The sequence below is a fragment of the Actinoplanes aureus genome (assembly GCF_015704865.1).
Classification (GTDB): Bacteria; Actinomycetota; Actinomycetes; order Mycobacteriales; family Micromonosporaceae; genus Actinoplanes; species Actinoplanes aureus.
The window spans coordinates 111,147-137,785 of the sequence record NZ_JADQTO010000005.1 but is presented as its reverse complement, the minus strand read 5'-3'; the positions used below and the strand labels follow the sequence as shown (position 1 = coordinate 137,785).

The window sequence follows — 26,639 nt, the reverse complement described above, 5'->3', positions numbered from 1 at the left end:
CGCTTCCTCCGTAAATCACGAAACCGGACGCGCATACTGCAAGGCTGCCGCCTTACGCACCGCGGTCACTTCGACCAGGGAACGCGAGTCCATGGTCACGCTACCGCCGTCCTTCTGCACCGACGCGACCACCCCGCCCGGGATCTGCAAAGCGGTGCGCATCGTCTCCGGCTGGCCGATCACCAGAAGGCGGAACGGTCCGGTCAGATGTACACCATCGGCGATGATCCCGCCGCCGGAGGCGTCCACGAAATAGCTCGACGCCACCACCCGGACCGCCGCCCCGTTGGAGCCGTTGAGCTGCATCACCTCACCGCGGGCGCCACGCAGTTCCTGCACCGCGTTCAGCACCGCCGACGCCTTCACCCGGTCCAGCAGGATCTCCAGGCCCGGACCGCGGCCCGGCACGGTGCCGGCGAGCAGGCCCAGCTCCTCGCTGCGCCGGGTCGCCTCGGCCAGCGCCGCCTCCCGGCCCTGCACGCCCGAGGAGAGCTGCTGGCGGGTCGCCTCCAGGTTCTGGATGTCGGCCAGCAGCCGGGCGTCCTGCGCCTCCAGATCACTCAGGATCCGGACCAGGTCCTCCTGCCGGGCGCTGGCCAGCCCGTGGTCGCCGTCGTTGCTGCGCAACTGCACCACCAGGGTGAAGCCCAGCAGCGCGAGCAGCACCCAGATGAGGGTTCCGGCCGGCGCCGGGCGCCGGATCCGCTTGCTCTCCTCGCTCGGTGCGCTTTGCGCGCTCTCCTCGCTCGGCGCGCTGTGCGCGCTCTCCGCGCGATCAAGATCACTTTCTTCGGGTACGGACTCCGGCGATTTTTCCTCCGGCGCACCCGAAATCGACGGATCGGGTGACCCCTCCCGGTCCAGATTCACCGTCGGTTCCTCGTCCCCGGCCGGATCCGCCACCACGGGCAGCTCCCGGCCGGAATCCTCACGATCGCTCATCGCCGTCCTAAGCCCGGAAGAGGTGCCGGCGGATCGCCGCGACATTACCGAAGATCCGCACGCCGAGCACCACCACGACACCGGTGGACAGCTGCCCGCCGACTCCCAGCTGGTCACCCACGTACACGATCAGCGCGGACACCAGCACGTTCGAGATGAACGACACGACGAACTGCTTGTCGTCGAAGATGCCGTCCAGCTTCGCGCGTACCCCGCCGAACACCGCGTCCAGCGCCGCCACCACCGCGATCGGCAGGTACGGCACCAGCTCCGGCGGCACCGTCGGGTTGAACACGATGCCCAGCAGCACACCGGCCAGCAGAGCGAGTACGGCGATCATCGGCCGCCTTCCGACGCAGGGCTTTCAGAAGTGGAGGGGCCCGGCGACGCGGGCGGGGCAGTACTCGGCACGGCGGCCCGCAACTTCAGCTCGGCCGCCCCGTCCAGAGTCACGTCTTTCACCTCGGTCACCTCGAACGACATGCCGTACCGGGCGGACAGCGTCTCGAAGAACTGGCCGGCATAGCCGTCCCGGAAGTCGTCGGCCAGATCGCCGGGACCGATGGCCACCACCTCGTACGGCGTGGTGACCGGACGGACGTCGACCAGAATGGCCTCGCCCGCCTGCCGGATCGTCGAGGTCGCGGTCAGCCGCTCCCCGTTGATCGCGATCGCCTCCGCCCCCGACGCCCACAACGCGTTCGCCGCCAGCTGGAGGTCGGTGTCCTTCACCTGACTCTCGGTACGCCGTTCCCCGGTCACCGGGTCCACCGACGTCGGCCCGTCCGCCAGGGTGACCTTCGCGCCGGATCCGCGTACCGTCGCCAGGCCGGCCGCCGCCTCCAGATCCCGCAGCCGGGCCACCGCGGCGTCGCTCAGCGAACGCTCCCGCAGCTCGGCCACCTCGCCCGCCAGCTTGTCGGCCCGCGCCTGCAGTTCCTCGGTCCCGGTCCGGCGCCGCTGCACCTGCTCGACCAGCTCCTGCCGCGCCTGGGTCCGGGCCGGCTCCTCGGCCACCGTCTGCCGGTACGCCACCACCAGCAGGAACCCGATCAGCAGCAGCACCACCGCCGCCGACCCGCGGGCCGCCTGCCGGCGCGCCCCGGTACGCCCACCCGACTCGGCTCGCCGCGCGGCGGCGTCGGCATACCCCGGGTCCAGCGGGTTACGGAACAGCTCGGTGAGGAAGTCCGGGCCGAACGTCCGTTTCCCCGACCCGCCGTCCGGATCCGGAACCGTCACGACTCGCCCACCCGGTCGGCGCGCAGCATCCGCACCGCCTGCATCAGATAGAGCACCGCCGCCGCCCAGTACAGCCCCAGCGCCCACCAGGCCAGACCCCAGCCGACCGGGCTCGCCCACCAGGCGATCGACGGCACCGCCTTGGCCAGCAGGATCACCGGGAACGCCGCGAGCAGCACGAACGTGCCGGTCTTGCCGACATAGTGGACCGGCGGCGGACCGTACCCGTGGCGGCGCAGCACCAGCAACGTCACCCCGAGGACCGCCTCGCGCAGCAACAGCGCGCCGGTGAGCCACCACGGCACCACTTCACGCACGGTGAACCCGACGAGCGTGGCCAGGATGTAGAGCCGATCAGCGAACGGATCCAGCAACTCCCCGAGCCGGCTCACCGAATTCATCCGCCGGGCGACGTAGCCATCCACCCAGTCGGTGGACCCGCCCACCGCGAGCACGATCACCGCGGCCACGTCGTTCTCGGTGACCAGCAGCAGATAGAGGAAGAGCGGCACGCCGAGCAGCCGCAGCAGGCTGATCACATTGGGAAGCGTCCAGATCCGGTTGGAGGTCTCGATGGACGGCGCAGGCTGCTGCGACATCGCGACTTCCTCTCCCCCTCGGCCCGGCCCCCGCCCGGCTCCCGCGCGAACAACGGCGCCTGGCGCCGGCTCCCCGTCAGAAGGGGTTCGCACGCTTCTCCGGTCGCTCGCCGAGCAACTATAACCAGCCGCGTTCCCCCGACCGACGCGCAGTCACACCCTCTAAGCCATCCTAGGAGGCTAGCCCACCATCTTGCCGGCGGCTTCGCATCGCCCAATAACCATTCATCGGTACGCCCCAGATCGCCCCCGACAATTCATCCCGTCCCCACCAGCCGCGCGATCCCCCAGCCACTCCAGGCCCCACCGCGACAGCCGGGCCGGGAGCGTGGTTCCCCTCCCGGGTGGCACGTGAAGGTGGGATAGCCCGCACGCCGCTTGGGCACCGAAGGGACAGCTGGCGTAGGACCCCGTTGGCGTCGTGCTCACCGAAAGGACAGGCTGTAGGACGTGCGAGCGACAACTCACTCGTTCGGCGATGTGGACGAGGCCCGGGATTTTCTGTCGCGGCATTTCTACGCGGTCGGTGTCGACGTGCTCGCCCACTCATCCCCTTGGACGGCCACCTTCGCGGTCGCCGGGGGCAGACCGGTCATCGTGGGCGACCTGCGGTTCGGGGTGGACGTGCGAGTGCATGCCGGCGAGCTGGGCGCCTATCACGTCAACCTGCCCCTAACCAGCGGCTTCACCTGGCATCAGGGCGGCGACGACCCCCGCCGCGCGACACGCGGGATCGCGGCGGTGTACCAGCCGGTCGGAGAGACGATCGTCGACCGCTGGGACGGCGACTGCCGGATGATCGCGGTGAAGATCGCTCGCCCGGAGCTGGAGAACCAGCTCGCCGAGATCCTGGACGCACCGGTGCGCGGCCCGGTCCACCTGGAGCCGGTTCTTGACGTGACAAGCGGCACCGGTGCCGGCTGGGCCCGGCTCGCCCGCATGATCGCCGCCGACGCCGGCACGGCCGGCGGGCTGGTCGGTCACCCGCTGATCGGTCCCCGGCTGCGGGAAAGTCTGGTCACCGGCCTGATCCTGGCCACCGGCCACCGCTATCGCGAGCAGCTGGCCCGCCGCAGCCCGGCCCTTGCCGCGCCGGGCGCGATCCGGCGGGTGGTCGAGGCGATGCGCGCGCAGCCGGGCCGGCCGTTCACCGTGGCCGACCTTGCCGGAATCGCCGGCGTCGGCGTCCGCTCTCTGCAGCAGAGCTTCCGCAGGTACGCCGGAATGCCCCCGATGGCCTACCTGAGGCAACTCCGCCTGGGCCTGGTGCACGACGAGCTACGTCTGGCCGCGCCGGGAACAACCGTCGCCCAGGTCGCCTACCGGTACGGCTTCACCCACCCCGGCCGCTTCGCCGCCACCTACCGCCAGCAATACGGCGAGTCACCAACCGAAACCCTGCACCGCTGACCACCCCACTCCGCACCCAGCCACCCCACGCTGAGCGCTTCAGCCCGCCCGCCAGCCGTAGCTCACGCACCCCACCCCCATAACGTGCATGACCGACGGCCCGAGCTTCCGCCGAACTCCGCCTGCTCTCTTCGCATGCCGCCGGGCCGCCCGGCTGGTGTCCAGCCACCGGATGGAGGCCCACTCGGCGCGTCATGCAGCCGAGCCCGCCGCCGGGCGCGCGCAGCGGCCAAACGGGGACCGTCAGCGACGGCCCCGGCGGGCGCGGACGTAGTCGTCGATCACGTAGCGGCCCAACTCCTCGGCATCGGGGCTGAACACCCGGCCACCGTTGCGCTGGGCGACCGCGCCCACGAAGCGTCGCAAGCCCGGGTCCTCGCCGAGCATGAAGACGTTCAGCGTGACGCCGTACCGGGTGAGCTGGTCGACCTCGCGCACGGTGGCCTGGATCGTCTCGGACAGCGGTGGCCACCAGAACACCGCCTCGCCGTCGTCCTCCAGGTGGGCGGTGGGTTCGCCGTCGGTGACGACCAGCACCACCGGCTCGGCGCCGGGGTGGCGCCGCAGGTGGCGGCCGGCCAGTTTGAGCGCGTGCTGAAGGTTCGTGCCCTTCTCGATCGTCGGTTCGATGCCGGCCAGCTCGCCCTGCGACAGGGTCTGCGCGTACTTGCCGAAGCCGACGATCTGCAGCGCGTCCTGCGGGTATTTCGTCGCCACCAGGTGCGACAGGGCCAGGGCGGTCTGTTTCATCGGGCCCCAGCGGCCGTCGGCGTACATCGAATAGGACAGGTCGACGCAGAGGGCGACCGCGGCCGAGGCGCGCCGCTCGGTTTCGGCGACTTCGAAGTCGTCCGGCTCCAGGCGTACCGGAAGGGTGCCGACGCCGCCCGACGCGGCCCGGCGGCGGACCGCGTTGCCGATCGTGCGCACCACGTCGAGCGGCTGGTCGTCGCCGAACTCCCAGCGCCGCGACGAGCCGATCAGGTCGCCGGCGGCGCCGGCGTCGCGCATGTCGTGCTCGCCGCGCTTGCCGGCGATGTCGTGGAAGATCTTCGTCAGGGCGGTCTGGCCGAGCCGGCGTAGCGCCTTCGGTGAGAGGGTGAGCCCGTCCGCGTCGCGCTGCACCCAGCCCTGCCGGCGTAGCTCGCGCTCGAGCTCGCGCAGCCGGCGCAGGTCGTCGGCGGCGCCCCGGCCGAGCTGGCGTTCCACCGCCTCGACGTCGACATCGTCGAGCGTGGCGCCGGGATGGTCCTGGTCCAGCTGCTCGATCAGCTCGTCCAGGTCGGCGATCTCGCCGAGGGCGGAGGCCGCGTCCCCGTACCCGAGGTCGGCGGGGCCGCGCATCCGCTCGCCGCGCCCCCAGTTCAGGCCGGGACGCAGCGCTTGCAGGTTGTCACTGAGCTGGGCGAGCTGCCCGCGCAGCGGGCCGTCACCGAGCGCCTGCTCCATCAGGCTCCGCAGCTCCTCGCGCTGCTGCGGGCTGAGCGAGCGCATCAGCCGCTCGGCGGCGGCGGCCTGGCGTGCCAGCGAGTCGATCAGCTCGTCGACGTTGCCCGGGTTGTCCGGGAAGAAGCGGCCGTGCTTGGCCATGAAGTCGCGGAAGGCGTCGTTGGTGTCCTCGCCGCGAGCGTGTTTGCCGAGCAGGTCGTTGAGGTCACGCAGCATGTCCGATACTTCGGTCATGTCGCCCTGTTGCAACGCCTGCCGCATGCCCGAGAAGCGTTGTGCGACCACCTCCTGCCGCAGGCCGTCGAGGATCTGCTGATAGATGGCCCGGGCTTCGTCGGAGGCCCAGTCATATTCGGACAACTCCGCAATGGCCTGGGAGACCGATCGGGGCAGGCTGTCCAGCACCGCCTCGTTGAACCGGGCCGCGTCGTCGTCGCGGCCGGCCAGGGCGTCCCGCTCGGTCGCCAAGGCCTGGTCGAGCATCTGGCGGGCCCGGGTGACCGCACCGTCCAGGTTGCCCCGGCGCAGCGCGTCGCGGCGCAACCGGCGGGCCCGTTCGCGCAACGCGTCCAGGCCCTGGCCGTCGCGCGGGCCACGCCGGATCAGGTCGCGCAGCGCGTCCCGCAGACTGTCGCCGGCGAGAACCCGCTCACCCATCTCGTCGACGGCGCCACGCACGTCGTAGGGCGGGGCGAGCGGATCCGGCCCGTCCCGCCAGGCCCCGTAGCGAAAGCGACTGCCACTCATGACGGTGCTCAGCTCCCGTAGATGGTGCGGCCGTCGTCGGTCAGCTCCTTGGCCAGCCGGCGGGTCAGGTGCAGCCCCTCCAGGGCGAACTCGATCCCGGAGGCCGCCTGACCCGGGCTCGGCGCGTCACCGAGGCCGAGCCGGTCCAGCACCTTCGCCAGGCCCGGCACGGTCCCGATCTGCGCGAGCAGCTCCTCGGCGCTGACCAGGTCACCGGTCTCGATGATCGCGCCCTCGGCGACCAGGTCGGTGAACCCGGACAGGTCCAGCCCGGACAGCCGGGCCCGGAACGTCTCGGCCGTCGCCACCCGCAGCAGGTGGGCCAGGATCTCGACCTCCCGGCCCTCCTCGCCGCTCTCGAACTCCACCTTGCCGCGCAACGTCGAGGTGACCGAGGCGGTGTCGCAGACGCGGGCCACAGCCTCCCGCTCGCCGCGCAGACCGGCCCGGCGCAGCGCGGAAGCGGCGACCGTCTCGGCCGCCGCGATCGCGAACCGGGCCGAGACCCCGGACCGGGCGTCCACCGACGGCGACTCGCGCACCGCCCGCGTGTAGCGGCCGAGCACCTCGATCAGGTGCTCCGGCAGCGACGCGACAAGCCCGGCCTCCTGCCGGATCAGCGCGGTCTCCAGCTCCAGGTCCACCGGGTAGTGGGTGCGGATCTCGGCGCCGAACCGGTCCTTGAGCGGGGTGATGATCCGGCCCCGGTTCGTGTAGTCCTCCGGGTTGGCGGAGGCCACCAGAAGCAGGTCCAGCGGGAGACGCAGCTGGTAGCCGCGGACCTGGATGTCGCGCTCCTCCAGCACGTTGAGCAGCGACACCTGGATCCGCTCGGCCAGGTCGGGCAACTCGTTCACCGCGAAGATGCCCCGGTTCGTCCGGGGCACCAGACCGAAATGGATCGTCTCCGGATCACCGAGGGCACGGCCCTCGGCCACCTTGATCGGGTCGACGTCGCCGATCAGGTCGCCCACGCTGGTGTCCGGAGTGGCCAGCTTCTCCCCATACCGCTCGGAGCGGTGCAGCCAGGAGATCGGCAGCAGGTCGCCGCTCTCGGCGGCCAGCCGCCGGGCGGCCGGAGTCAACGGATGGTACGGATGCTCGCGCAGCTCCGACGAGGTGATGAACGGCGTCCACTCGTCGAGCAGGCCGGCCAGCGCCCGGATCAGGCGGGTCTTGCCCTGGCCGCGCTCGCCGAGCAGCACCATGTCGTGCCCGGCCAGCAGGGCGCGCTCCACCTCGGGAAGCACGGTGTCGTCGAACCCGACGATGCCGGGGAAGCGCGGCTCGCCGGAGCGCAGCCGGTGGAGCAGGTTGTCGCGCAGTTCCTCTTTCACCGTGCGGAACTCGTGCCCGGTGGCACGGAGCTCGCCGAGGGTGCGCGGCAGGTGGGCGGGTGGGATGGGTGTGATCGCCTCTGTCACCGCAAGAACGCTACTCCGGGGATATGACAATCCACGACCGAACTTTTTCGACGTGGCCGGGGCAGCGGCGGCCGGCGCGGGCCTACGGGAGGTTCGCTGTGCGGGCCGACACATCCAGGCCCGCGGGATTGGCTCTGGTCGCGGTGCGTGCCGCGCGGCACGCTCACTTCCATGACGGAGATTCAGCGGTACGTCGCCTTCAGCGACGATCCTTCGGGCGGCAACCCGGCCGGGGTCGTCCTGGACGCGGCCGGGCTCGACGACGCCAAGATGCTGGCGATCGCGGCGGAGGTCGGCTACTCGGAGACGGCGTTCGTGACCGGGCGCCCCGGCGGCGCGTACCGGGTGCGGTACTTCAGCCCGCTCGCCGAGGTGCCGTTCTGCGGGCACGCCACGGTGGCCACGGCGGTCGCGCTCGGCCCCGGCGATCACCTGTTCGTGACGAACGCGGGCGAGGTGCCGGTCGTCGTCGCCGATGGCGTGGCGACCCTGACCAGCGTTCCGCCGGCCGTCGCGGCGCTGGCGGAGGACGACCTGACGGCCCTCCTCGCAGCGCTGCGCTGGTCCGCGGACGACCTGGACCCGGCCCTGCCGCCCCGGGTCGCGTACGCCGGCGCGTACCACCCGATTTTGGCCGTGACCAGCCGCCGGCGCCTCGCCGAGCTGGCCTACGACGTGCCCGCGCTTAAGGCGCTGATGACCGATCGCGGCTGGACCACCGTGCAGCTGGTGCACCGGGCCGGCGGCACCGACTTCGACGTGCGCAACCCGTTCCCGATCGGCGGCGTCTACGAGGACCCGGCCACCGGCGCGGCCGCGGCGGCGTTCGGCGGCTACCTGCGGGAGCTGGGCCTGGCCGGGCCGGACGCCACGCTGCTGCTGCGGCAGGGCGACGACCTCGGCCGCCCGAGCCGGATCACCGTCCGGCTGGTGGCCGGCGAGCCGGGCGTACGCGTCAGCGGCGCCGCCGTCCCGATACCGGAATAGGTCACGGCGGGCCGGACTTGGCAAGGAACATGACGACAACGGTGTTCGATCCGCGCACGCTGCTCGCGGACAGCAAGCTCGGTGTCCTCGCCACGATCAAGGCGGACGGCCGGCCCCAGCTCTCCCCGGTCACGCACCACTACGACCGGGAGAAGGACGTCATCTACGTCTCCATCGTCGAGGGTCGCGCCAAGACCGCGAACCTGCGGCGCGACCCCCGCGCGACCCTCGAGGTGACCAGCAAGGACGGCTGGTCGTGGGCCACCGCCGAGGGCATCGCCACACTGACCGGCCCGGCCACCGACCCGCACGGCCCGGAGGTGGACGCGCTGGTCCACTACTACCGTCTGGCCGCGGGCGAACATCCCGACTGGGACGAGTACCGCTCGGTGATGGTCTCGGACCGCCGCGTCCTGCTCACCATGACCGTCGACCACGTCTACGGCGCCAAACTCGGCTGATCCGGCGGCGCCTAGGATTGCCCCTGATGAGCGCCACGATGATCGCCCGGGAACTCGCCGCGGGGCACGGCGACCGCACTCTCTTCTCCGGTCTCGACCTGGTGATCGCGCCAGGAGACGTGATCGGCCTGGTCGGGGTCAACGGGGCGGGCAAGACGACGCTGCTGCGTACCCTCGCGGGGTTGATCCCGACGGAGAGCGGAAGCCTCTCGCTCAGCCCGCCCACCGCCAACGTCGGCTATCTGCCGCAGGAGCGCGAGCGGCGGGCGGGCGAATCGGTGCGTGACTTCCTGGCCCGGCGGACCGGGGTGGGCGCCGCGCAGGCGGCGATGGACACCGCCGCCGAGGAGCTGGCGGCGGGCGCGGCCGGAGCCGACGACCGGTACGCCACCGCGCTCGAACGCTGGCTCGATCTGGGCGGCGCCGACCTGGAGGAACGCGCCGAGCAGATCGCCGGCGAGCTCGGTCTCACCGGCCTGCTGGACCTGCCGATGACCGCGCTCTCCGGCGGCCAGGCGGCCCGGACCGGGATGGCGTCACTGCTGCTCAGCCGCTACGACCTCTACCTGCTCGACGAGCCGACCAACGACCTGGACCTGGACGGGCTGGCCCGCCTGGAGGCCTTCGTCGCGGGGCTGCGCGCCGGTGCCGTGGTGGTCAGCCACGACCGTGAGTTCCTCACTCGCACCGTCACCAAGGTCCTCGAGCTGGACCTGGCCCAGCAGCAGGTCAATCTGTACGGCGGCGGCTACGGCAGCTATCTGGAGGAGCGGGCCCGGGCGCGGGCGCAAGCGCGCGAGCAGTTCGACGAGTACGCGGAGAAGAAGGACGACCTGCTGGAACGGGCGCGGACGCAGCGTGCCTGGATGGAGAAGGGCGTACGCAACGCCCGGCGCAAGGCCACCGACGGTGACAAGCATGTGAAGGCGCATCGCGGCGAGACCAGCGAGAAGCAGGCCGCCAAGGCCCGGCAGACCGAGCGCCTCATCGAACGCCTGGAGGTGGTCGAGGAGCCGCGCAAGGAGTGGGAACTGCGCATGGAGATCGCCGCCGCACCACGTGCCGGCGCGGTGGTCGCCACGCTGCGCGACGCGGTGGTACGCCGCGGCGGCTTCACCCTCGGCCCGGTCACCCTCCAGATCGACTGGGCGGACCGGGTGGCGATCACCGGGGCCAACGGCTCCGGCAAGTCCACCCTGCTGGCCGCCCTGCTCGGCCGGATCCCCCTCGACGAGGGCGACCGGCATCTCGGCCCCGGCGTGGTGGTCGGCGAGGTCGACCAGGCCCGCGGGCTGTTCCTCGGCGACCAGCCCCTGGTCAGGGCGTTCGGCGCCGCGGTGCCGGAATGGAACGACCCGGACGTACGGACGCTGCTCGCCAAGTTCGGGCTGAGATCCGGGCACGTGCTGCGCCCCGCCGAGTCGCTGTCGCCGGGCGAACGCACCCGCGCGGCCCTGGCCCTGCTCCAGGCGCGCGGCGTGAACCTGCTGGTCCTGGACGAGCCGACGAACCACCTCGACCTGGCCGCCATCGAGCAGCTGGAGTCCGCGCTGACCAGCTACACGGGCACGCTGCTGCTGGTCACGCACGACCGCCGGATGCTGGAGGCGGTCGCCACCAACCGCCACCTGGAGGTCGCCGACGGCAAGGTCACCGGCTGACCGGCTCGTCCGCCGCCGGTGTCCGCTGAGCAGTGACGCCGGATTCGCCGTCGCCGACTTCCGCATTCGCCCAGCTCAGCGTCGGGCGCGCCGGCGGAATGCAGGGATCTCCAGTAGACATTGATCTCGTACCATGACGTCATGGGGACCTCGCCACGTCCGCCGAACCCGACGTTCTCCGAGTGCAGGAGGGCGTACCGGTCGGTCCGCCGCTCCCCCTTCGGCAGGGCAGCCGTCGCAGCCAATCGGCCGAGGAGCGTCACGGGGCTGACGCGAGACCGAGCCCCACTGCCGGTCCAGATCTACGCCGCCGCCCGCCAGGGCACGCTGATCTGGCGCTCACCTGATTCCTTCGCACTGCTGCGGCCGCCCGGCGGGGCCGCCCCGCGACTACCCGAACTCGGCAGCACGGCGAAAATCCTCTCCGCACTCGACCGCCATTGGGCATTCGTCACCTTCTTGGCTCCCCCGGTCGTCGGGCTCTGCCTGGCCCTCCTGATCGCCCTCGTGTCGCCCATGGCCGCAGTCATCACGGTGTTGATCTCGGTGGGATGGGTGACCCTGCTTCAGGTCTCGACGGTGACAAAGATAATCGTGGACGTGGCCATCCTGATCGGCAAGCGTCGCTTGCCGGTTGCCGAGAGCAATGCCTCGGAGCAGGTGGCCGACGAGTTCTGGTCGGTTTCGCTGTGCCATGCGGAAACCGACGGAGAGGTAGTCGCCTTGCTGGAGGCGGCGCAGCAGCAGCGGCGAGCCGACACACTGATCATCCTCCGACAGGGGCTGACCACGGAAGCGGCCCGCACCGCCCCTCGTGTGCTGGCGGAGCGGCTGGGTGAAGACGCGGGCATCTATCTCATGGCAAAGCAGGACTACCCGACCCTGTCGGTCCCGGATCCGCAGCCCAGGGCAGGCATCTCGTTCGTGGCCACGTTCGTGTGCGGCGTGGGAGCCGCCCTCGCCGCGACCGCGCTGTTCGTCAGCGAGACGGAGCGCGCGGCCTGCGCGCAAGAGTGTTCCGGCCGCCCTGCCACCTATTCGACAGCCCTGGCCTGGCTGCTGAGAAACCTGCTCCTCATCCCAGGTGGCGATGCCGGCCCGGCAACGCTCCGCGCCCGGGTCATCGGCGTCCTCTTCGTCGCCCTCGGCGCGGTGACGATGGCCGTTCTCCTCACGGCTTTGATCCGCACACCGCTGCGGAACGAGCAACGGGAGATCGAGTCCTCCATCGTGCGTCGGTGGAACGGCGCATTGGCGTTGAGCCGAGTGCGTGACACCGTGAGTCCACCGATGGCCGTCGTCGCCTTCGGCGCTGTCGCCATTCAGGTCAGCCACTTCTTACACGGGCTTCCCATTCGCCGCGAGGAATCGCCAGGATGACACCGGACGCCGGTTCCGCCGGACATGTGAACCCGACCCCCATCGATCTACCCACTGCGACGGAAGCGATTCGCGGCATCGCCTTCGAGGTCGGTGAGGAGCTGCGTCGGCCGGGTGGGCCGAGCGACTTCTCGGCAGCAGGTGCGCGCGAACTGGTGAACGTCAACGCCGAGCACCTGCGCACCGTCTCGCTCGAGGCCATCAAAATGGCGCGCCAAGATCACCTGGACAGCGTATCCGCCCAGCACGTCCGGCAGGCCCAGGACGACCTGAGACCGCGGCGATCGCCGCCCGCCTGGCACATCACCGGCGTCATCAGCGGCATCCTGTGTGGTTTGGGGCTCCAGGAATTCGTCGATGCCATGGAATCAGCGGAAGACCGCACCGCGATCCATATCGCCATATTAACGATCTTGCTCGTGCTGGGGTGCTCCGGCCTGGTGGCGAGTTTCGTCGTCGTGTTCAAGAGAGACCGGTAACGATCGCCGAGGCCACCTCGGGCCGGCCGGGAAACCGGCGCCAGGGCGTCAAGACGTGGCGGTGAAGGGCGCGCTGAGCGGGCCCTCGTTGGCGGAGCGGTCCAGGCCGCTCAGGCAATAGGTGACCGGGCCGGCCGGTGGCTTCGGGTCGGCCACCGCGGTGCCCGCGCGGCCGGTCGCCACCAGACCGGCGGCGCCGTCACCCGTACGGTAAAGGGCCCAGCTCGTGGCCCCGCCTCCCGGCGCCGTCTCCAGGACTAGCGAGCCGTTGTCCGCACGTGCCGCGCCGGTGATGGTCGGCGCCGCGGGCGGCGAAGCCGGCAGGTGTTCCATCCGGGGCAGCAGCGCGGGTGAGGCGTAGTGGCGGTCGCGGTACAGGTCGACGGAGCCGAGCCGGTTCGCCAGGATCTGCTTGGCGCTGAAGTGGACCTGGCCCTGAACGCCGTACTGGTCGTTGAGCCGCATCTGCCGGTCGAGCTGGGCCGGGTCGCTCCAGTCGCCCTTCTCGCCCACCCGGTAGTCGGCCATGCCGATGTAGAGCTGCACGCCGGTGCCCTTGACGGTATTCACCCACCAGGGCAGCACCTTGGTGTAGTCGGCCTTGTCGAAGCCGATCGTCCAGTACAGCTGCGGGACGATGTAGTCCAGCCAGCCCTCGCGCACCCATCGGCGGGTGTCGGCGTAGATCGCGCTGTAGCTCTCCAGGCCCTTGGTGTCGGAGCCCTCGCCGCCGTTGCGCCAGATGCCGAACGGGCTGATCCCGAACTTCACCCAGGGCTTGATCTCGCGGATCCGCTGCTGCATCTCACGGACCAGGGTGTCGACGTTCTCCCGGCGCCAGTCGGCACGGGACTTCCCAGCACCATATTTCGCATAAGACACGTCATCGGGGAAGTTTTCCCCTTTTTCGGGGTAAGGGTAGAAGAAGTCGTCGAAGTGGACGCCGTCGACATCGTACTTCTGAACCGCCTCCAGCATCGCGTCCTCGACGAACCTGCGGGCGTCCGGGTTTCCCGGATCGAAGTAGAGCCGGCCGGTCTTGCCGGTCGGGTAGGCGATGCGCCACTCCGGACGGGTGCGCAGCGGGTGGTTCGGCGCCAGCTTGGTCAGGTCGGCGCCGGCACCGGACGGGGCCGGCTGGGTCCCCCGGTACGGGTTGAACCACGCGTGGAACTCCAGGTTCCGCCGGTGCGCCTCGTCGACCATGAACGCCATCGGGTCCCAGCCCGGATCCGACCCGTCCAGCTTGCCGGTCAGGAAGTTCGACCAGGGCGCGTACTTCGACGGCCAGAACGCGTCTCCGCTGGGCCGGACGTGCACGAAGATCGCGTTGTGCCGCTGCGCCACGGCGAGGTCGAGCCACTTCAGGTACTCGGCCTTCACCTGCGCCTGCGGCAGTCCCGGCCGGCTCGGGAAGTCGATGTTGTAGACCGTGGTCAGCCACATGCCGCGCAGCTCGCGAGCCGCGCGCACCGGCTGGAGGCCGCACTGCCCGGCGGCGGTCCGCGCCGGGGCCTCCACGGCGGGGACGACCTCGTTGCCGGCCGTGGCCGGCTCGTAGAACGCGGCCCGGAGCAGGCCGAGACCGAGCACCGCCACCACGAACAGCACCACGGCGGAGAGCAGTGCGATCTGTGCGGGGGGCTTGCGGAGCAACGTCACAGCACCGACCGGTAGACCTCGAGGGTGTCCTCGGCGATGCGGGACCAGCTGAAGTGCTCGACCGCGCGACGGCGGCCGGCCTTGCCCATCTCGTCGGCGAGCCGCGGGTCACGCAGCACCCGGGTCAGGGTGGCGGCCAGGTCGGCGACGAACTTCTCCGGGTGCACCGGCGTGCCGGTACCGTCCTCGACCTGCTCGATCGGCACCAGCAAGCCGGTCTCGCCGTCCGCGACCACCTCGGGGATGCCGCCGGTCGCGGTGGCGACCACCGCGGTCTCGCAGGCCATCGCCTCCAGGTTGACGATGCCCATCGGCTCGTAGACCGACGGGCAGACGAAGACCGTGGCGTGCGTGAGGACCTGGATGACCTCCTGCTTCGGCAGCATCTCCTGCACCCAGATCACGCCCTGCGGGTCGCGGGCCGCGCGCAGATCGCGGGCCAGGGCCTCGACCTCGGCGGCGATCTCCGGGGTGTCCGGCGCGCCGGCGAGCAGGATGATCTGGGCGTCGGCGGGCAGGTCCTGGCAGGCCCGCATCAGGTACGGCAGGCCCTTCTGCCGGGTGATCCGGCCGACGAACACCACGCTCGGCCGGCCGCGGTCGATGCCGAGCCGGTCCACCACGTCGGTGCCGCGGTCCGGCGAGTAGAGCTCGGTGTCGATGCCGTTGTAGACGACGTGGATCCGGTCCGGGTTCACCGACGGGTACGCCTTGAGCACGTCCCGCCGCATCCCGCCGGAGACCGCGACGATCGCGTCGGCGTGCTCGATCGCGGTCCGCTCGCAGTACGAGGACAGCGCGTACCCACCGCCGAGCTGCTCGGCCTTCCACGGGCGCAGCGGCTCCAGGCTGTGCGTGGTCATCACGTGCGGGATCCCGTGCAGCAGCTTGGCGGTGTGCCCGGCGAAGTTCGCGTACCAGGTGTGGCTGTGCACCACGTCGGCGCCGGCACAGCCGGACGCCATCGCGAGGTTCACCCCCATGGTCCGCAAGGCCGCGTTCGCGCCGGCCAGCTCGGCCGGTTCGGGGTACGCCGTGACGCCCGGCTCGTCGCGCGGGGCGCCGAAGCAGTGCACCCGCACCTCGGCCAGGCGCCGCAGGTCCCGGGTCAGGTACTCCAGGTGGACCCCGGCGCCGCCGTACACCTCCGGCGGGTACTCCCGGGTGAGCAGGTCGGCACGCAGCGTCGAGGTCCCCGAAACGGTCACGAGTCGCAGGATAGCCGGGTGGCCTGAGCGGCAAGACCCTGGCAGCGCGAGCAAGATATTTCGAACCGCCCTTTCGGGTGGCGTACCAGCGGCCGGAACATTAGCGTCCTTTCCATGGCTGTCAAGGTGCTTGCGATCGTTCTGGCTGGTGGAGAAGGCAAGCGCCTGATGCCCCTCACGGCGGACCGGGCCAAACCCGGCGTCCCGTTCGGCGGCATATATCGCATGATCGATTTCGTGCTGTCCAACCTCGCGAACGCGGGGTACCTCAAGATCGTCGTACTGACCCAGTACAAGTCGCACTCACTCGACCGGCACATCTCCAAGACGTGGCGGATGTCGACGCTGCTGGGCAACTACGTCACTCCGGTGCCGGCCCAGCAGCGGCTCGGACCGCGCTGGTTCGCCGGCTCGGCGGACGCCATCTACCAGAGCCTCAACCTGATCAACGACGAGTCGCCGGACTACGTGATCGTCTTCGGTGCCGACCACATCTACCGGATGGACCCGAAGCAGATGGTCAACGACCACATCGCCTCGGGCGCCGCCGTCACGGTCGCCGGCATCCGTCAGCCGCTGTCGCTCGCCGACCAGTTCGGCGTGATCGAGGTCGGCCCGGACGGCAAGAAGATCCAGGCCTTCCGGGAGAAGCCGCGTGACGCCGTCGGGCTGGCCGACGCCCCCGACGAGGTGTACGCGTCGATGGGCAACTACGTGTTCACCACCCGGGCCCTGTGCGAGGCGGTCTCCGCCGACGCGCAGAACCCGGACAGCAAGCACGACATGGGCGGCAACATCATCCCGATGCTCGTCGAGCGCGGCGAGGCGAACGTCTACGACTTCCGCGACAACGACGTGCCCGGCAGCACCGAGCGCGACCGCGGCTACTGGCGTGACGTGGGGACGCTGGACTCGTTCTACGAGGCTCACCTGGACCTGATCGCCACCCTGCCGATCTTCAACCTCTACAACCACGACTGGCCCATCTTCACCAACTACGGCTCCTGGCCGCCGGCCAAGTTCGTGCACGGGTACGACGACCGGCAGGGCCGCGCCATCGACTCGATGATCTCCCCCGGTGTGGTGGTCTCCGGCGCCCTGGTGGAGCGCTCGGTCATCTCCCCGAACGTGCGGGTGAACTCGTGGGCGCACGTCGACGGTGCGGTCATCATGGAGGGCGTCTCGGTCGGCCGCCGCGCGGTGATCCGCAACGCGATCATCGACAAGAACGTGGTCATCCCGGAGGGCGCGCAGATCGGTGTCGACCTGGAGCGGGACCGCAAGCTCTACACGGTCAGCGACAACGGCGTGGTGGTGGTCGGCAAGGGCCAGCGGGTCGAGCTGTGACCGCCGGGGTCACCCGGAGGACGCATTGACGGGTTCCGTTCCGCCTTCCTAGGCTTCCTTCAACGGCCCGCCACCTGCGACAACGGGAGACCGGCATGGTGTCTCCGCCGCACGCGCCACCCTTCCCGGACGACCCCACCACCGCCACCCGGCACCTGTGCGCCGGCGCCTACCTGGACGAGACCTTCCGTGACACCGCGATGCGGGAGGTCTATCACCGGCCGGCCCGGGCGGTCGCGTTGTCCTACGGCTTCTCGGTCACCCCGGTGCTGGCGCACTGCCGGCGGGCTCGCCGCGTCGCGCTGATCCGCGACGCCGCCGTGACGGTCGTGCTGCTGGCCGCGCTCGGCGCCGCCCCGATCACCCCGCTGCACGCGATCACCATCGCCGCGGTCCTGCTGCCGGTCTGCTCGGTGGCCTGGTCACTGTGGCGGCACGCCCAGCTGGAACGCTTCCGCCCCGGCCGTACCCCCACCGCCCCCGGGACCGACCCGCGGCTGCGCGAGATCGACCTCCAGCAGTACGGGAACACCGTCGTCCAAGCCGGCCACCACCGGTTCCTCGGCGCCGGTCCGGTCATCGGCACCTGGGGTCTCACCCAGCCGCTCGGGCCAGGGCCGGTGCCGTTCGACGCCGCCGAGGTGGTCGCCCACCTGCGGTGGCGCCTGGGCGCCCTGGTCGGCGGCCCGGGCACGGTACCGGAGGAGACCATCCCCGGCCTGACCGTCACCGACCGCGTCCACCTGGCCGGCACCGAGGTGGGCAGCCTCGCCTCGATCACCCCGCCCGAGCTGGTCGCCGAGATCATCCGCCGCCCCACCGGGCCGGCCCGCCACCATCTGGCCTGCCAGGTCGCGTCAAGCGGTGGCGAGGTGGTCACCACGGTGCACATCCACGTCGCCGTGCAGGCCGGCGCCCTCTACCTGGAGTCCACCACCACGGCCCTCACCCCGTGCCCCGAGGCGTACCGGATCGTCGACCTGCCCGACGCCACCGGCCGGCAGGCCTGGTTCCGCGCCGTACGCTGCGGCCTCCTCGGCACACCGCGGGTGGCGGTCCGGGCACCGTTCCGCCTGCTGCGGGCCCTCGGCGACGCGCTGCCGGACAACCGCGCCTTCACCCGCCGCACCGCCGGTCCGGCCGGCGGTGACCGGGTACGGACGTTGCGGCTCGGTCTGGATCACGGGGCGCGGGTGGCGGTCCGTGAGCTGGCCTGCCCGCCCGACGACCACCGCCGCTACCCCGACATCGCCAAACACCAGCGCCTGATCGAACAGCACGTCCTCGACGCGATCCGCCACTTCCTCAGCGCATCAGTCTCGTCCGCGTAGCGTGTGCGACGGCGAGACGCCGAAGCGTTCGCGGTACGCACCCGCGAAGCGGCCCAGGTGGCTGAAGCCCCACCGGTACGCGACCTCGCTGACGCTCAGCTGCCCCGGATCCGAGCGGGACAGCTCGGCGTGCACGCCGTCGAGCCGCAGCCGGCGCAGGTAGGTGAGCGGTGGCATGCCGACGTGCTGGCGGAACGACTCCTGCAGGACCCGGACGCCGACGCCGGCCACGTCAGCGAGGTCGCCGACGGTGTAGGGCCGCCACGGTTCGGCGTGCATCACGTCGAGGGCGCGTTTCACGGTGCGCGGCCGGTGCGGGCCCTGGAGGCCGGCGGGCTCCTCGCCGTACGGGTGCTCAACGGTCAGGGCCAGCCCGCTCACCACCATGTCGCGCCACCGGGCCGCCATCCGCGGCTGGCTGGCCAGGCCGTACGGGCCGCTGAGCTCGGTGAGCAGCAGCCGGACCAGCGCCGCCCAGGTCCGCCCCGGCCCGTCGACCAGGTCGAAGGTGGCGCCGAGCGGCAGCGGGGAGACCACCCGCTGGTCGAGGGCGGCATCCAGCTCGCGTTCCAGTACGCCGCGCTCGATCTTGACGCTGAGCAGCCGGCAGGTGCCCGGCCAGTCCAGTTCGATGTCGCCGGACGGCCGGTACACCAGGGCGCGGGTCGGGTCGGCGTCGACCACCGCGCCGCGGTGCCGGGAGCGCAGCATGCCGGTGAGCGGGACCAGTACGTGGTACGACGTCTCCAGGGCACCGATCGAGACCCGGATGTCGGTGCCGTAGCCGACCTCACCCAGGGTGATCGGGCCGAGCAGCACCACGTCGGCGGAGAAGGCGAAGGTCCGCGGGTCGCCGACCGGGTCGATCCGCAGCGGGCTGTAGTAGATCTTGCGGCAGAACGCCCGCGCCTCCTCCATGTCGGTGGTTCGCAACCTGACGTGGACCGGGACGTCCGCGCCCGGAGCCGCCGGGCTGGGGAGCCGGCTGCCTGCCATGGCGTCCACACTAGTCGCGGGACGGGGTCCGGTCAGGACCCGAACGGGTACCGCGCACCTCGCCAGGAATGACATCGACGGTCCGCCGGGACGACCCCGGCGGACCGTTTCGTCAGGCCGGAACCGGCACCCGCCCCGGCGTCGCGTGAGCCGGCCAGGTGAACATCGTGACCGCGCCGCCGCGGACCTCCACCTCGGCGAGCGGCTCCGCGTCGTCCTGCCAGATCTGGTACCGGCCCTCGGGCAGGGCGTCGAGAACCACGCAGTAGGTGACCCCGCCGCGCACGTACCGGGCCCGGACCGCGGCGTGCGTACGCTCGTCCGGCGCCCCCGCCGGGCTGACCTCGATCTCGTGGCCGTGCCACTGGGCCGGCGTGTCGATGATCAGGGCGCCGATCCGGCCGCCGATGTTCAGCATGACCGTGCCCTGCCCGGACGGTGCCAACGTGTGGTGGTGGTGGTGATGGCTCACGAGGGGTTCCCGAATCCGTCGAAGGGCGTCCCCAGGTAGGGGAACTTCTTGAGCAGCTTCGCGCTGGAGTCCTTGACGCTCAGTCCCTGCTCGACCGCCGCGGCCGCGGCGTCCGGCTCGAACTCGGCGTTGACCAGCGGCACGGTGGCGCCGGCGATGGCGCGCAGCGAGATCGAGACCACGTCGTCGGCGATCCGCCGGCCGTTGGGGAAGCCGGCCAGGTCACCGCCGACCAGGCCGAACTTGTTCTCCTTCGCGGCCGGCGGGATGGCGGTGTTCAGCCGCAGCATGTCGGCCTGCAGCTCGCCGGTGTTGTTCTGGAAGCCGTCGATCAGCCCGTCCGGGATGCCGGTGAGCAGGATCGCGAGCAGGTCGGCGCGCGGCTGTTTGGTCTCGTTGAGGGCGGCCAGGTTGTCGAACAGGCCCGGGTAGAGCACCGGCAGCAGCGCGCCCAGCTCGGGGGTGGCGACGAACTCGGCGAACCGCTTGTCCTCGCTCGGCGGCAGGCTGTTCCACTTGTCCTTCTGCGCCATCGGCACGATGACCTCGTTGAACAGCGGGTTGCCCAGCCGGGAGACCTGGACCGGCGGGCCGACCACCACGTCGCCGGACCGGCCGTCGCCGCCACGAACCTCCACCTGACGGCGGCTGGCCGAGGTCCAGACCCCGATGACCGCTCCGGCGTCGCGTCCGCGTACCCGCTTCTTGCCGTCCCGGCGCACCATGTGCAGCGGGATCTGGACCGCGATGCTGTGCACGTTGGTCTTGTCGGTGGCGTTGACCGCCTTGCCGGCGTAGTTGAACAGGTTCTGCCCGACCAGGTGCTTGTCCTGGAACGGGCGCAGCGTGCCCAGGTCGAAGATGGCGCCCAGGTCGACGAAGAACGCGTCGGCGCGCTGGCCGGCGAAGACCTTCTCGCCGGTCTTCAGCTTGTGCACGGCGTCGGCGGCGAGCTTCTCGTAATCGGGGATGGAGAGCGGGCCGACGTTGCACGGCGGGCACGGCAGGTTCTTCGCGAGGACCGTGCTCTTGCCGGAGGAGTCCACCTTGGTGACCGAGTAGAACTGGCGGCGGTTCCAGTTCTCGCTGTCCAGCGACTCGATCGGGCCGGTGTTGTAGAGGAACGTCCGGTCGTTGCGCAGTTCGGTGCGGAACCGGAACTGGTAGGTGACGTCGGGGCGGGCGTCACCGTTCGCGTCGATGTGGACCTCGTACAGCACGTCGTCGCCGAACTCGAAGAAGTTCGGGCCGCTCGCCGGGAGCTGCAACGGCACGTAGTTGGCGATCAGCGTGACGGTGTCCGGGTCGTCGGGGCTGACGAAGGCGTACAGGTCGGAACTGTCGGCTACCGGGTCCTTGCTGATCTCCGGCGCTTCGCGATGGGAAGACATGTTTCCTCTCCAGAGGTCAGCGGCCGGCGGCCTTGAGCAGGCTCGCGGCGAGCTTCTTGTCAGTGATCGTCTTACGCTTCTCACCGGAGAAGACGTCGATCGTGCCCTTCTTGGCGTCCAGCACCGAGACCACCAGTGGGGAGCCGTCGCCGGCGGCGGACTCGCTCTCACCGGCGAGGCTCAGGCCGGCCACGGAGGCCGCGGACACGCCCACGCCGGTTGCGGCGAGGGCGAGGACCCGGCGGCGGGACAGCCACTGGCGTCCCTGGGCGCGGTAACGAACACGACTCATGCTTGGCCTTTCGTCGTCGTTGGGGGCCGGACGGGCGATGCATGTCGACGACCCTCAGTACGAGATCCACAGGCCCGGGGTTCAACGCGTTTTGCGCCGGCGCAGCCGCGAAACACCCGCACCGGCCGCCACCAGGGCCGCTGTTGCGAGCGCTCCCATCACGAGCCAGTGCCCGAAAGTGACCATGCCGTCCCCATCCGGCTCCTGGGCCGACGTCAGGACCGCGTCGGCGGTGCTGGGCTCCGGTTCGGCTTCGGCGGGCGCCGCAGTCGTGGGAGCCGGCGACGACGGAGCGGTCTTTCCCGGCGTCTTCGTCGGAGCGGCGGTCTTCTTCACAGCGGCGGGGAAGACCAGATCCGAACAGGAGTAGTACGTGTCCGGAGTGCTGGACGTCTCCCAAACCACGTAGAGAATGTGCCGCCCGGTCCGCTCCGGCAGTTTCACCCGCATCCGGTACGCCCCGTCCGTCAGCGGCGGGTCCTTGATGTCGGCGAGCGGCTCCGACCCCAGGTCGTCCCAGCTCAGCTTCTTCTCCGGCGAATAACCCGGACGGGTGAGATAGACACGGAACGACCCCTGGTGCGGGATGGTCCCCCGGTACGACACGGCCAGCCGCTGCCCGGACCTCACCTCAGTCGCCGGGAAGTCGTCCCGGGCCAGGTCCAGCCCCCGGTACGCGTCGATCCCCGCACTGCACAGCTTCCCGTCCGGCACCCGGCTCTTGTCGTCGCCGTTCACCCCGGCCAGCCGGATGTTGTCGTACGCACCGAGGAAGTTGTTCGTGGCCTTGAGCGCTGCCTCGCAGGCGGCCGCGCCGCGCTCGGTGCCGTTGCCGGCACAGGCCGCGTTGCGGCTGATCGGCGTCATCGGCGCGCCGTGCGCGAGGGCCGGCGAGGGCAGGGCGGGCACTGTCGCGGCGGCGAGCAGGCCGGCGATGGCGAGACGGCGGACGAGCACTGGATCTCCCGGGTACGCGGCGGCAGCCGGGAGTTTCCCGGCTACACGGTGGTACGTACTTCCGGCACCGCTCGTTCAGCGCGGGCGTCGCTGTGATTGCATGGCCGAGTCCGGTAACAACTTGGAGGATTCATGAGCAAGCCCGACGTCGGCCCCATTCCTGACGCACCCGCCACCGAACTGGTGATCGAGGACATCGTCGTGGGCGAGGGCCAGGAGGCGAAGCCCGGCGATTTCGTCAGCGTCCACTACGTGGGTGTCGCCCAGTCCACGGGCAAGGAGTTCGACGCCTCCTACAACCGGGGTGAGGCCTTCGGTTTCCGGGTCGGCGCCGAGATGGTCATCGCCGGGTGGGACCAGGGCGTGGCCGGCATGAAGGTGGGCGGCCGCCGCCGCCTCGTCATCCCGCCGCACCTGGGCTACGGCGCGCGCGGCGCGGCCGGCGCCATCAAGCCGAACGAGACCCTGATCTTCGTGGTGGACCTGATCCAGGTCCACTGACGCACGCGGCGTCCGTACGCACTTCAGCCGAGCGGCCCGTCCGGAGTACCGGACGGGCCGCTCGACGCCGTCTGACAATCGTTTTACGCTGGGCCCGTGGGGTACGAGTGGCTTACGGCGGCGCTGGCCGCGCTCCGTGACGTCGAGCCCTACGAGGCGACCGAGGTGCTTTCCGCGCCACGGCGCCTGCCGATCGCCGCGGAGAGCGCGGGCGTGCACTTTCTGACGATCAGCGGGCGCACCGGGCGGGGACGGGCACTGATCGTCGCGGTCCGCCTGCTCGGCGGGCACCAGCAGCAGATCATCGGAGCGCGCGAGATGACACCGGACGAGCTCGCACGGTTCGAGAAGTGGGAGGCGTCATGACCCAGCGGTATTCCGACGAGCAACTCGGCGCGGCGGCCGCGGCATTCGCCGCCGGGCAGGTCACCTACGACGAGTCCAGGAGCGTGGCGCTGCCGCCGGTCCCGGAGACCGAGCCGATGGTGCCGCTGGGGGTACGGGTGCCGCCGGCGCTCGCCCAGCGGGTCCGGGCCGCCGCCGATCAGGCCGGCGTGCCGTACTCGCAGCTGGTCCGGGAGTGGATCGAGCTGGGGCTGACCGACATGGCCGGCGATCTGACGGTGTCGGTGGCCGTGCTGCGCAGAGCCATCGCGCACGCGGCGCAGACCGGCCACGCGGCCTGATCCGCCGTCTCAGGCTCCGCGCCACTGCCGGCTGAGCCGGTAGGCGACGGCCCGCACGCCCTGGATGACGCCGATCGGGTACAGGTCAGCGCCCCGGTTGCGTACCGGGTCGAAGGCGAGGGCCGCGTCCGCGGCGGGTGACAGGGCGGCGCCGAACCGTACCCGGCCGAACTCCCGCGGGCCGGCGTAGAGCAGGAGCCCGGCCCGCCCGGTGGAGGCGGCGGCCGCGACCGAGTCGAGGGTCCGGCCCAGCGGCGCGGCGTCCCGGTCGGGACCCGCCGACAGATAGATCTTGCGGCCGTCACCCGTACGGTACGAGGTGATCGTGCCGTAGTGGGTGCCGAAGGCGCGCCGCGGCATCGGAAAATGCCTGGTCAGGCGGCCGGTGCCGGCCGTGGACAGCAGCAGGTCCGTCCCGTCGGCGCGGATCGCCAGGCCGAGCACGTCCGGCCGGTCGCGCCGGGTGCCGGCGCCCTTGGAGATCCGCACGGTCACGGCCCGCCGGCCGGGACGGTCGAGCAACGCCGATCCGGTTCCCGGCGACAGGCCCCACACCTCGAGCTCGCCGGTGAACGACCGTCCCGCCGGGTGTAAGGCGCGGCGATGGCGGGACCGCACGAGGCGGACGCCGAGCGCCAGGAGCACCGCAGAAGCGATCAATCTCATGACACAGGGCCATACCCCTGCACCGTTTGCGTACACCGACCGCGATACCGGAATGCGCACCCCCCGCTCGCCGCCGGCCAGGGCCGGCCGCTACGGGTTCTCGCTGCGGTAGACCGCGCCCGCCGCGGGCCGCTGCCAGGAAGCCGCCGTGGGTAGCGCGACGCCGCGCGCCGGTCCGTCGATCATCTGCTCGAGCTGGCTGTCCACCTCGGTGCGCAGCACCGCCATCGCCACCGTGATCGACTCGCGGATCGCCACGCAGGTCTCGCAACCGGCCCGGCACCACTGGTGCGCGGCCGCCACGTTGATCAGCGCGATGTGCAGCTCGCAGATCTCCTGGGCGTGCCGCCGGTGGCCGGAGGGCTCCAGCCGGGCCGCCGCCTCCGCGATGGCGTGCTCGGAGACCTGGTAGACCCGCGCGGCCTGGCTGGTGAACCAGATGAAGTCGTCCTGGCTGATCACCGGCACCGGCATCCGCGAGGCGCACGGTGGACGCTCGGCTCCGCGGACATCGGCCCTCCCCCGGCGCGTGCCATGTCTCCCCAGGTGGCCGACGCTAGCCGGGGACTGGATCATGGGTCAATACGCCTGTCGTCCACGTACGACTCACCGATGCGGCAAGCTGTTCCGGTGACTGCGGTGCGTACGGTGCTGACGGCCGACCTGACCGATGCCGAGCTGGCGGTGATCCGGCGGCTGCTGGACGTGGCGTTCGACGATGAGTTCGGCGACGAGGACTGGGATCACGCGCTCGGCGGTGCGCACCTGCTGGTCAGCGAGGACGGTGTGCCGGTCGCGCACGGCTCGGTGGTGCAGCGGCGGTTCCTGCACGGGGGACGGTCGTGGCGCTGCGGCTATGTCGAGGCGGTGGCGGTGCGCCCGGACCGGCAGCGGCGCGGGCTGGGCTCGGCGGTGATGGCCGCGGCGGAGCGGCTGATCGACGGCGGCTACCAGCTGGGTGCGCTCTCCACCTCCGACGAGGGGCGCGGGCTCTACCTGGCCCGCGGGTGGACGCCGTGGCGGGGAGCGACGGCCGTGCTCGCGCCGTCCGGGGTGACCCGTACCGAGGAGGACGACGACAGCACGTTCGTGCGGGAGGTGCCGGGCGGCGCGGCGCTCAATGTCACCGGGACCCTGATCTGCGACTGGCGCGAGGGCGACGTCTGGTGACCGGGCCGGCGCCGCGGACGTCCCCGCGGCGCCGGCGGCCGGGTGGGGGCGGCGGGGGGGCCCGCCTGTTTCCGGGCCCCGCCCCCGGGCCTCCCCCGGGGCCCCGGCGGCCGGTTCAGCGCGGCGGTTCGCCGCGCCGGCGTGGACGGGTGCGTGCGACGGTGCTGCGCGACCGGCAGAGCGGGCGGATCAGTACGGGTTCCGCAGGCCCCGGCCCGCCGCCGGCGTCGCCGGAGTCGCCCGCCCCGCCGAAGTCGAACGGGTCGTCGAACGGACTCATCCGGCGCTCCGCAGCGCGGCGCAGCCGGACTCGTCGGGCAGCAGCGGCCGGAACATGACCCGCCACTGCTTGCCGCCGGAGACCCACGGGGTCTGCTGGTTCGCCTTCTCCGCGGCCGCCCAGACGGCGTCCTTGAGCGCGCCGGTCGCGCTGACGCAGTGGATGTCCAGCGCCGGGTTCAGCGCCTCGCCGGGCAGCGCCGGGCCGGGCCAGTCCACCGGCTTGCCGCCGAGGCCGTCCCCGGGATCGGTGTACGGGCCGGCGAGGGCCGCCACCTCGTCCGGCCGGTACGGCTGCGAGGCGGCTTTCAGGGCGGTCAGCCGGTCGACGAACGCCGCCAGCTTCTTGCGCGCCGCCTTCTGCGCCGCGCTCAGCGACGGATCGTCGGACTGTGCCTCCCGCAACGCGTTGACCGACACGGTCTGGGTGCCGTAGCCGGTGTTCACGGTGATCCGGGTGTCCGGCACGTCGGCGACGCCGGGCACACCGAAGTCGGCGCCGGACCTCACCCCCGCGGCGACCGCGTCGGCGGTCAGCTTCCTGACCTCGGCGGGGGAGATCTGCTGCACCTGGAGATTCGGCAGGGCCGGTCCGGGCGCGATCAGCGGCACCGGGCCGTCGGTGATCACCCGGCCGTCGGTGTAGACGGAGACCAGCGGGAGGCGGCCGAGGAGGTAGTCCGGTGGCACGAAACCGCCGCGGTATTCGACACGCAGCGCGAGATCGTCCGCGTCCGGGGTGGGGACGGCGGCGCTCTCGGTGACCGGTTCGCCGGCGCCGGCGTCTCCGGCCCCGGCGGCCGTACCGGGCCGGGCGCAGGCGCCCAGCAGCAGAATGGGGATGGCTGCGGCGGTAAGCAGCCCTCGGGTTCGGGTCATAACCGGTACGACGACGCGGCC

General features: G+C 71.4%; 29 protein-coding genes. 12 read left to right on the top strand and 17 right to left on the bottom strand.

Translation table 11 applies throughout. The features are described from left to right. Positions 1–15: 15 nt before the first annotated feature. The 4 genes from I4J89_RS12120 to clsA are packed head-to-tail and all read right to left on the bottom strand — an operon-like array spanning position 16 to position 2,783. Positions 16–942, bottom strand: a complete 927-nt coding sequence (locus tag I4J89_RS12120; protein WP_230858816.1) for a DUF881 domain-containing protein — start codon at positions 940–942, stop codon at positions 16–18. Between the two features lie 7 nt (positions 943–949). Next, positions 950–1,282, bottom strand: coding sequence for a small basic family protein (locus I4J89_RS12115; protein WP_196414014.1), 333 nt, complete (start codon positions 1,280–1,282; stop codon positions 950–952). Beyond that, entirely contained in the window at positions 1,279–2,184 is a 906-nt protein-coding gene (locus I4J89_RS12110; protein WP_196414013.1) for a DUF881 domain-containing protein, read from the bottom strand. Before I4J89_RS12110 ends, I4J89_RS12115 begins: the two co-directional genes overlap by 4 nt. Then, positions 2,181–2,783, bottom strand: coding sequence for a cardiolipin synthase ClsA (gene clsA, locus I4J89_RS12105; protein ID WP_196414012.1), 603 nt, complete (start codon positions 2,781–2,783; stop codon positions 2,181–2,183). Before clsA ends, I4J89_RS12110 begins: the two co-directional genes overlap by 4 nt. Positions 2,784–3,233: 450 nt before the next feature. Between clsA and I4J89_RS12100 the strand changes: the two genes are divergently transcribed. Then, complete coding sequence (locus tag I4J89_RS12100) at positions 3,234–4,193, top strand: AraC family transcriptional regulator (RefSeq protein WP_309238277.1); 960 nt, start codon at positions 3,234–3,236, stop codon at positions 4,191–4,193. A 243-nt stretch (positions 4,194–4,436) separates the two neighbouring features. Here the strand turns inward: I4J89_RS12100 and I4J89_RS12095 are convergent, their stop codons facing one another. Together I4J89_RS12095 and I4J89_RS12090 are read right to left on the bottom strand one after the other, a co-directional pair. Then, positions 4,437–6,389 carry a vWA domain-containing protein gene (locus I4J89_RS12095; protein WP_196414011.1) on the bottom strand — a complete coding sequence of 651 codons (1,953 nt, stop codon included), beginning with the start codon at positions 6,387–6,389 and terminating at the stop codon, positions 4,437–4,439. An 8-nt stretch (positions 6,390–6,397) separates the two neighbouring features. Further along, on the bottom strand, positions 6,398–7,813 hold the full coding sequence (locus tag I4J89_RS12090; protein ID WP_196414010.1) for a sigma 54-interacting transcriptional regulator: 1,416 nt from the start codon (positions 7,811–7,813) through the stop codon (positions 6,398–6,400). Positions 7,814–7,984: 171 nt separating this feature from the next. Here I4J89_RS12090 and I4J89_RS12085 point away from each other — a divergent pair, with 171 nt between their 5' ends. From I4J89_RS12085 to I4J89_RS12065, 5 genes are all read left to right on the top strand, one after another. Then, positions 7,985–8,800, top strand: coding sequence for a PhzF family phenazine biosynthesis protein (locus I4J89_RS12085; protein ID WP_196414009.1), 816 nt, complete (start codon positions 7,985–7,987; stop codon positions 8,798–8,800). Between the two features lie 29 nt (positions 8,801–8,829). Further along, a complete protein-coding gene (locus I4J89_RS12080) occupies positions 8,830–9,261 on the top strand; it encodes a PPOX class F420-dependent oxidoreductase (protein ID WP_196414008.1) in 432 nt (143 codons plus the stop codon). Positions 9,262–9,287: 26 nt separating this feature from the next. Continuing rightward, positions 9,288–10,922, top strand: coding sequence for an ABC-F family ATP-binding cassette domain-containing protein (locus tag I4J89_RS12075; RefSeq protein ID WP_196414007.1), 1,635 nt, complete (start codon positions 9,288–9,290; stop codon positions 10,920–10,922). Between the two features lie 141 nt (positions 10,923–11,063). Beyond that, a complete protein-coding gene (locus tag I4J89_RS12070; protein ID WP_196414006.1) occupies positions 11,064–12,302 on the top strand; it encodes a hypothetical protein in 1,239 nt (412 codons plus the stop codon). Next, the gene (locus I4J89_RS12065; RefSeq protein WP_196414005.1) at positions 12,299–12,781 is read left to right on the top strand and encodes a hypothetical protein; all 483 of its coding nucleotides are present in this window, start codon (positions 12,299–12,301) and stop codon (positions 12,779–12,781) included. Before I4J89_RS12070 ends, I4J89_RS12065 begins: the two co-directional genes overlap by 4 nt. Before the next feature lie 48 nt (positions 12,782–12,829). Here I4J89_RS12065 and I4J89_RS12060 read toward each other — a convergent pair whose 3' ends face one another. Further along, entirely contained in the window at positions 12,830–14,437 is a 1,608-nt protein-coding gene (locus I4J89_RS12060) for a glycoside hydrolase family 10-like protein (RefSeq protein WP_230858814.1), read from the bottom strand. Between the two features lie 2 nt (positions 14,438–14,439). Further along, positions 14,440–15,651: a glycogen synthase gene (gene glgA / locus I4J89_RS12055; protein ID WP_309238276.1), complete on the bottom strand. Its 1,212-nt coding sequence runs from the start codon at positions 15,649–15,651 to the stop codon at positions 14,440–14,442. Positions 15,652–15,765: 114 nt separating this feature from the next. On the opposite strand from glgA, the gene glgC reads away from it, so the two are divergent. Both glgC and I4J89_RS12045 read left to right on the top strand, forming a co-directional pair. After that, positions 15,766–16,998, top strand: coding sequence for a glucose-1-phosphate adenylyltransferase (glgC, locus tag I4J89_RS12050; RefSeq protein ID WP_196414003.1), 1,233 nt, complete (start codon positions 15,766–15,768; stop codon positions 16,996–16,998). 95 nt (positions 16,999–17,093) lie between these two features. Continuing rightward, a complete protein-coding gene (locus tag I4J89_RS12045) occupies positions 17,094–18,329 on the top strand; it encodes an AbeC-like domain-containing protein (RefSeq protein WP_196414002.1) in 1,236 nt (411 codons plus the stop codon). On the opposite strand, the gene I4J89_RS12040 is transcribed toward I4J89_RS12045, so the two are convergent. The 5 genes from I4J89_RS12040 to I4J89_RS12020 all read right to left on the bottom strand — a co-directional run bounded on the left by I4J89_RS12040 (position 18,312) and on the right by I4J89_RS12020 (position 22,437). Then, on the bottom strand, positions 18,312–19,325 hold the full coding sequence (locus I4J89_RS12040) for an AraC family transcriptional regulator (RefSeq protein WP_230858813.1): 1,014 nt from the start codon (positions 19,323–19,325) through the stop codon (positions 18,312–18,314). The genes I4J89_RS12045 and I4J89_RS12040 overlap by 18 nt on opposite strands. 112 nt (positions 19,326–19,437) lie before the next feature. Then, positions 19,438–19,797: a phospholipase gene (locus tag I4J89_RS12035; RefSeq protein WP_196414001.1), complete on the bottom strand. Its 360-nt coding sequence runs from the start codon at positions 19,795–19,797 to the stop codon at positions 19,438–19,440. Next, positions 19,794–21,188: a DUF4331 domain-containing protein gene (locus I4J89_RS12030; protein ID WP_196414000.1), complete on the bottom strand. Its 1,395-nt coding sequence runs from the start codon at positions 21,186–21,188 to the stop codon at positions 19,794–19,796. Before I4J89_RS12030 ends, I4J89_RS12035 begins: the two co-directional genes overlap by 4 nt. Before the next feature lie 16 nt (positions 21,189–21,204). After that, entirely contained in the window at positions 21,205–21,480 is a 276-nt protein-coding gene (locus I4J89_RS12025) for a hypothetical protein (protein WP_196413999.1), read from the bottom strand. A gap of 81 nt (positions 21,481–21,561) precedes the next feature. Then, positions 21,562–22,437 (bottom strand): lytic polysaccharide monooxygenase, encoded by an 876-nt coding sequence (locus I4J89_RS12020; RefSeq protein WP_196413998.1) that lies wholly within the window; start codon positions 22,435–22,437, stop codon positions 21,562–21,564. Positions 22,438–22,569: 132 nt separating this feature from the next. Between I4J89_RS12020 and I4J89_RS12015 the strand changes: the two genes are divergently transcribed. The 3 genes from I4J89_RS12015 to I4J89_RS12005 all read left to right on the top strand — a co-directional run bounded on the left by I4J89_RS12015 (position 22,570) and on the right by I4J89_RS12005 (position 23,624). Continuing rightward, complete coding sequence (locus I4J89_RS12015; RefSeq protein ID WP_196413997.1) at positions 22,570–22,938, top strand: FKBP-type peptidyl-prolyl cis-trans isomerase; 369 nt, start codon at positions 22,570–22,572, stop codon at positions 22,936–22,938. Positions 22,939–23,034: 96 nt separating this feature from the next. Continuing rightward, positions 23,035–23,304, top strand: a complete 270-nt coding sequence (locus tag I4J89_RS12010; RefSeq protein ID WP_196413996.1) for a hypothetical protein — start codon at positions 23,035–23,037, stop codon at positions 23,302–23,304. Further along, entirely contained in the window at positions 23,301–23,624 is a 324-nt protein-coding gene (locus I4J89_RS12005) for a YlcI/YnfO family protein (RefSeq protein ID WP_196413995.1), read from the top strand. Before I4J89_RS12010 ends, I4J89_RS12005 begins: the two co-directional genes overlap by 4 nt. A 9-nt stretch (positions 23,625–23,633) precedes the next feature. On the opposite strand, the gene I4J89_RS12000 is transcribed toward I4J89_RS12005, so the two are convergent. Both I4J89_RS12000 and I4J89_RS11995 read right to left on the bottom strand, forming a co-directional pair. Continuing rightward, complete coding sequence (locus I4J89_RS12000; protein ID WP_196413994.1) at positions 23,634–24,290, bottom strand: hypothetical protein; 657 nt, start codon at positions 24,288–24,290, stop codon at positions 23,634–23,636. Between the two features lie 90 nt (positions 24,291–24,380). Next, a complete protein-coding gene (locus I4J89_RS11995; protein WP_196413993.1) occupies positions 24,381–24,764 on the bottom strand; it encodes a hypothetical protein in 384 nt (127 codons plus the stop codon). Between the two features lie 114 nt (positions 24,765–24,878). On the opposite strand from I4J89_RS11995, the gene I4J89_RS11990 reads away from it, so the two are divergent. Next, on the top strand, positions 24,879–25,460 hold the full coding sequence (locus I4J89_RS11990) for a GNAT family N-acetyltransferase (RefSeq protein WP_373688128.1): 582 nt from the start codon (positions 24,879–24,881) through the stop codon (positions 25,458–25,460). Positions 25,461–25,575: 115 nt separating this feature from the next. Here the strand turns inward: I4J89_RS11990 and I4J89_RS11985 are convergent, their stop codons facing one another. Both I4J89_RS11985 and I4J89_RS11980 read right to left on the bottom strand, forming a co-directional pair. Then, entirely contained in the window at positions 25,576–25,740 is a 165-nt protein-coding gene (locus I4J89_RS11985) for a hypothetical protein (RefSeq protein WP_196413991.1), read from the bottom strand. Then, on the bottom strand, positions 25,737–26,618 hold the full coding sequence (locus I4J89_RS11980) for a hypothetical protein (RefSeq protein ID WP_196413990.1): 882 nt from the start codon (positions 26,616–26,618) through the stop codon (positions 25,737–25,739). Before I4J89_RS11980 ends, I4J89_RS11985 begins: the two co-directional genes overlap by 4 nt. Between the last annotated feature and the right edge of the window lie 21 nt (positions 26,619–26,639).

Coding starts and splice junctions, on each gene's coding strand:
- I4J89_RS12120 (WP_230858816.1), bottom strand. CDS start 942: ATGAGCGATCGTGAGGATTCCGGCCGGGAGCTGCCCGTGGTGGCGGAT.
- I4J89_RS12115 (WP_196414014.1), bottom strand. CDS start 1,282: ATGATCGCCGTACTCGCTCTGCTGGCCGGTGTGCTGCTGGGCATCGTG.
- clsA (WP_196414012.1), bottom strand. CDS start 2,783: ATGTCGCAGCAGCCTGCGCCGTCCATCGAGACCTCCAACCGGATCTGG.
- I4J89_RS12095 (WP_196414011.1), bottom strand. CDS start 6,389: ATGAGTGGCAGTCGCTTTCGCTACGGGGCCTGGCGGGACGGGCCGGAT.
- I4J89_RS12085 (WP_196414009.1), top strand. CDS start 7,985: ATGACGGAGATTCAGCGGTACGTCGCCTTCAGCGACGATCCTTCGGGC.
- I4J89_RS12080 (WP_196414008.1), top strand. CDS start 8,830: ATGACGACAACGGTGTTCGATCCGCGCACGCTGCTCGCGGACAGCAAG.
- I4J89_RS12075 (WP_196414007.1), top strand. CDS start 9,288: ATGAGCGCCACGATGATCGCCCGGGAACTCGCCGCGGGGCACGGCGAC.
- I4J89_RS12070 (WP_196414006.1), top strand. CDS start 11,064: ATGGGGACCTCGCCACGTCCGCCGAACCCGACGTTCTCCGAGTGCAGG.
- I4J89_RS12065 (WP_196414005.1), top strand. CDS start 12,299: ATGACACCGGACGCCGGTTCCGCCGGACATGTGAACCCGACCCCCATC.
- glgC (WP_196414003.1), top strand. CDS start 15,766: ATGGCTGTCAAGGTGCTTGCGATCGTTCTGGCTGGTGGAGAAGGCAAG.
- I4J89_RS12045 (WP_196414002.1), top strand. CDS start 17,094: ATGGTGTCTCCGCCGCACGCGCCACCCTTCCCGGACGACCCCACCACC.
- I4J89_RS12040 (WP_230858813.1), bottom strand. CDS start 19,325: ATGGCAGGCAGCCGGCTCCCCAGCCCGGCGGCTCCGGGCGCGGACGTC.
- I4J89_RS12030 (WP_196414000.1), bottom strand. CDS start 21,188: ATGTCTTCCCATCGCGAAGCGCCGGAGATCAGCAAGGACCCGGTAGCC.
- I4J89_RS12025 (WP_196413999.1), bottom strand. CDS start 21,480: ATGAGTCGTGTTCGTTACCGCGCCCAGGGACGCCAGTGGCTGTCCCGC.
- I4J89_RS12015 (WP_196413997.1), top strand. CDS start 22,570: ATGAGCAAGCCCGACGTCGGCCCCATTCCTGACGCACCCGCCACCGAA.
- I4J89_RS12005 (WP_196413995.1), top strand. CDS start 23,301: ATGACCCAGCGGTATTCCGACGAGCAACTCGGCGCGGCGGCCGCGGCA.
- I4J89_RS12000 (WP_196413994.1), bottom strand. CDS start 24,290: ATGAGATTGATCGCTTCTGCGGTGCTCCTGGCGCTCGGCGTCCGCCTC.
- I4J89_RS11995 (WP_196413993.1), bottom strand. CDS start 24,764: ATGCCGGTGCCGGTGATCAGCCAGGACGACTTCATCTGGTTCACCAGC.
- I4J89_RS11985 (WP_196413991.1), bottom strand. CDS start 25,740: ATGAGTCCGTTCGACGACCCGTTCGACTTCGGCGGGGCGGGCGACTCC.
- I4J89_RS11980 (WP_196413990.1), bottom strand. CDS start 26,618: ATGACCCGAACCCGAGGGCTGCTTACCGCCGCAGCCATCCCCATTCTG.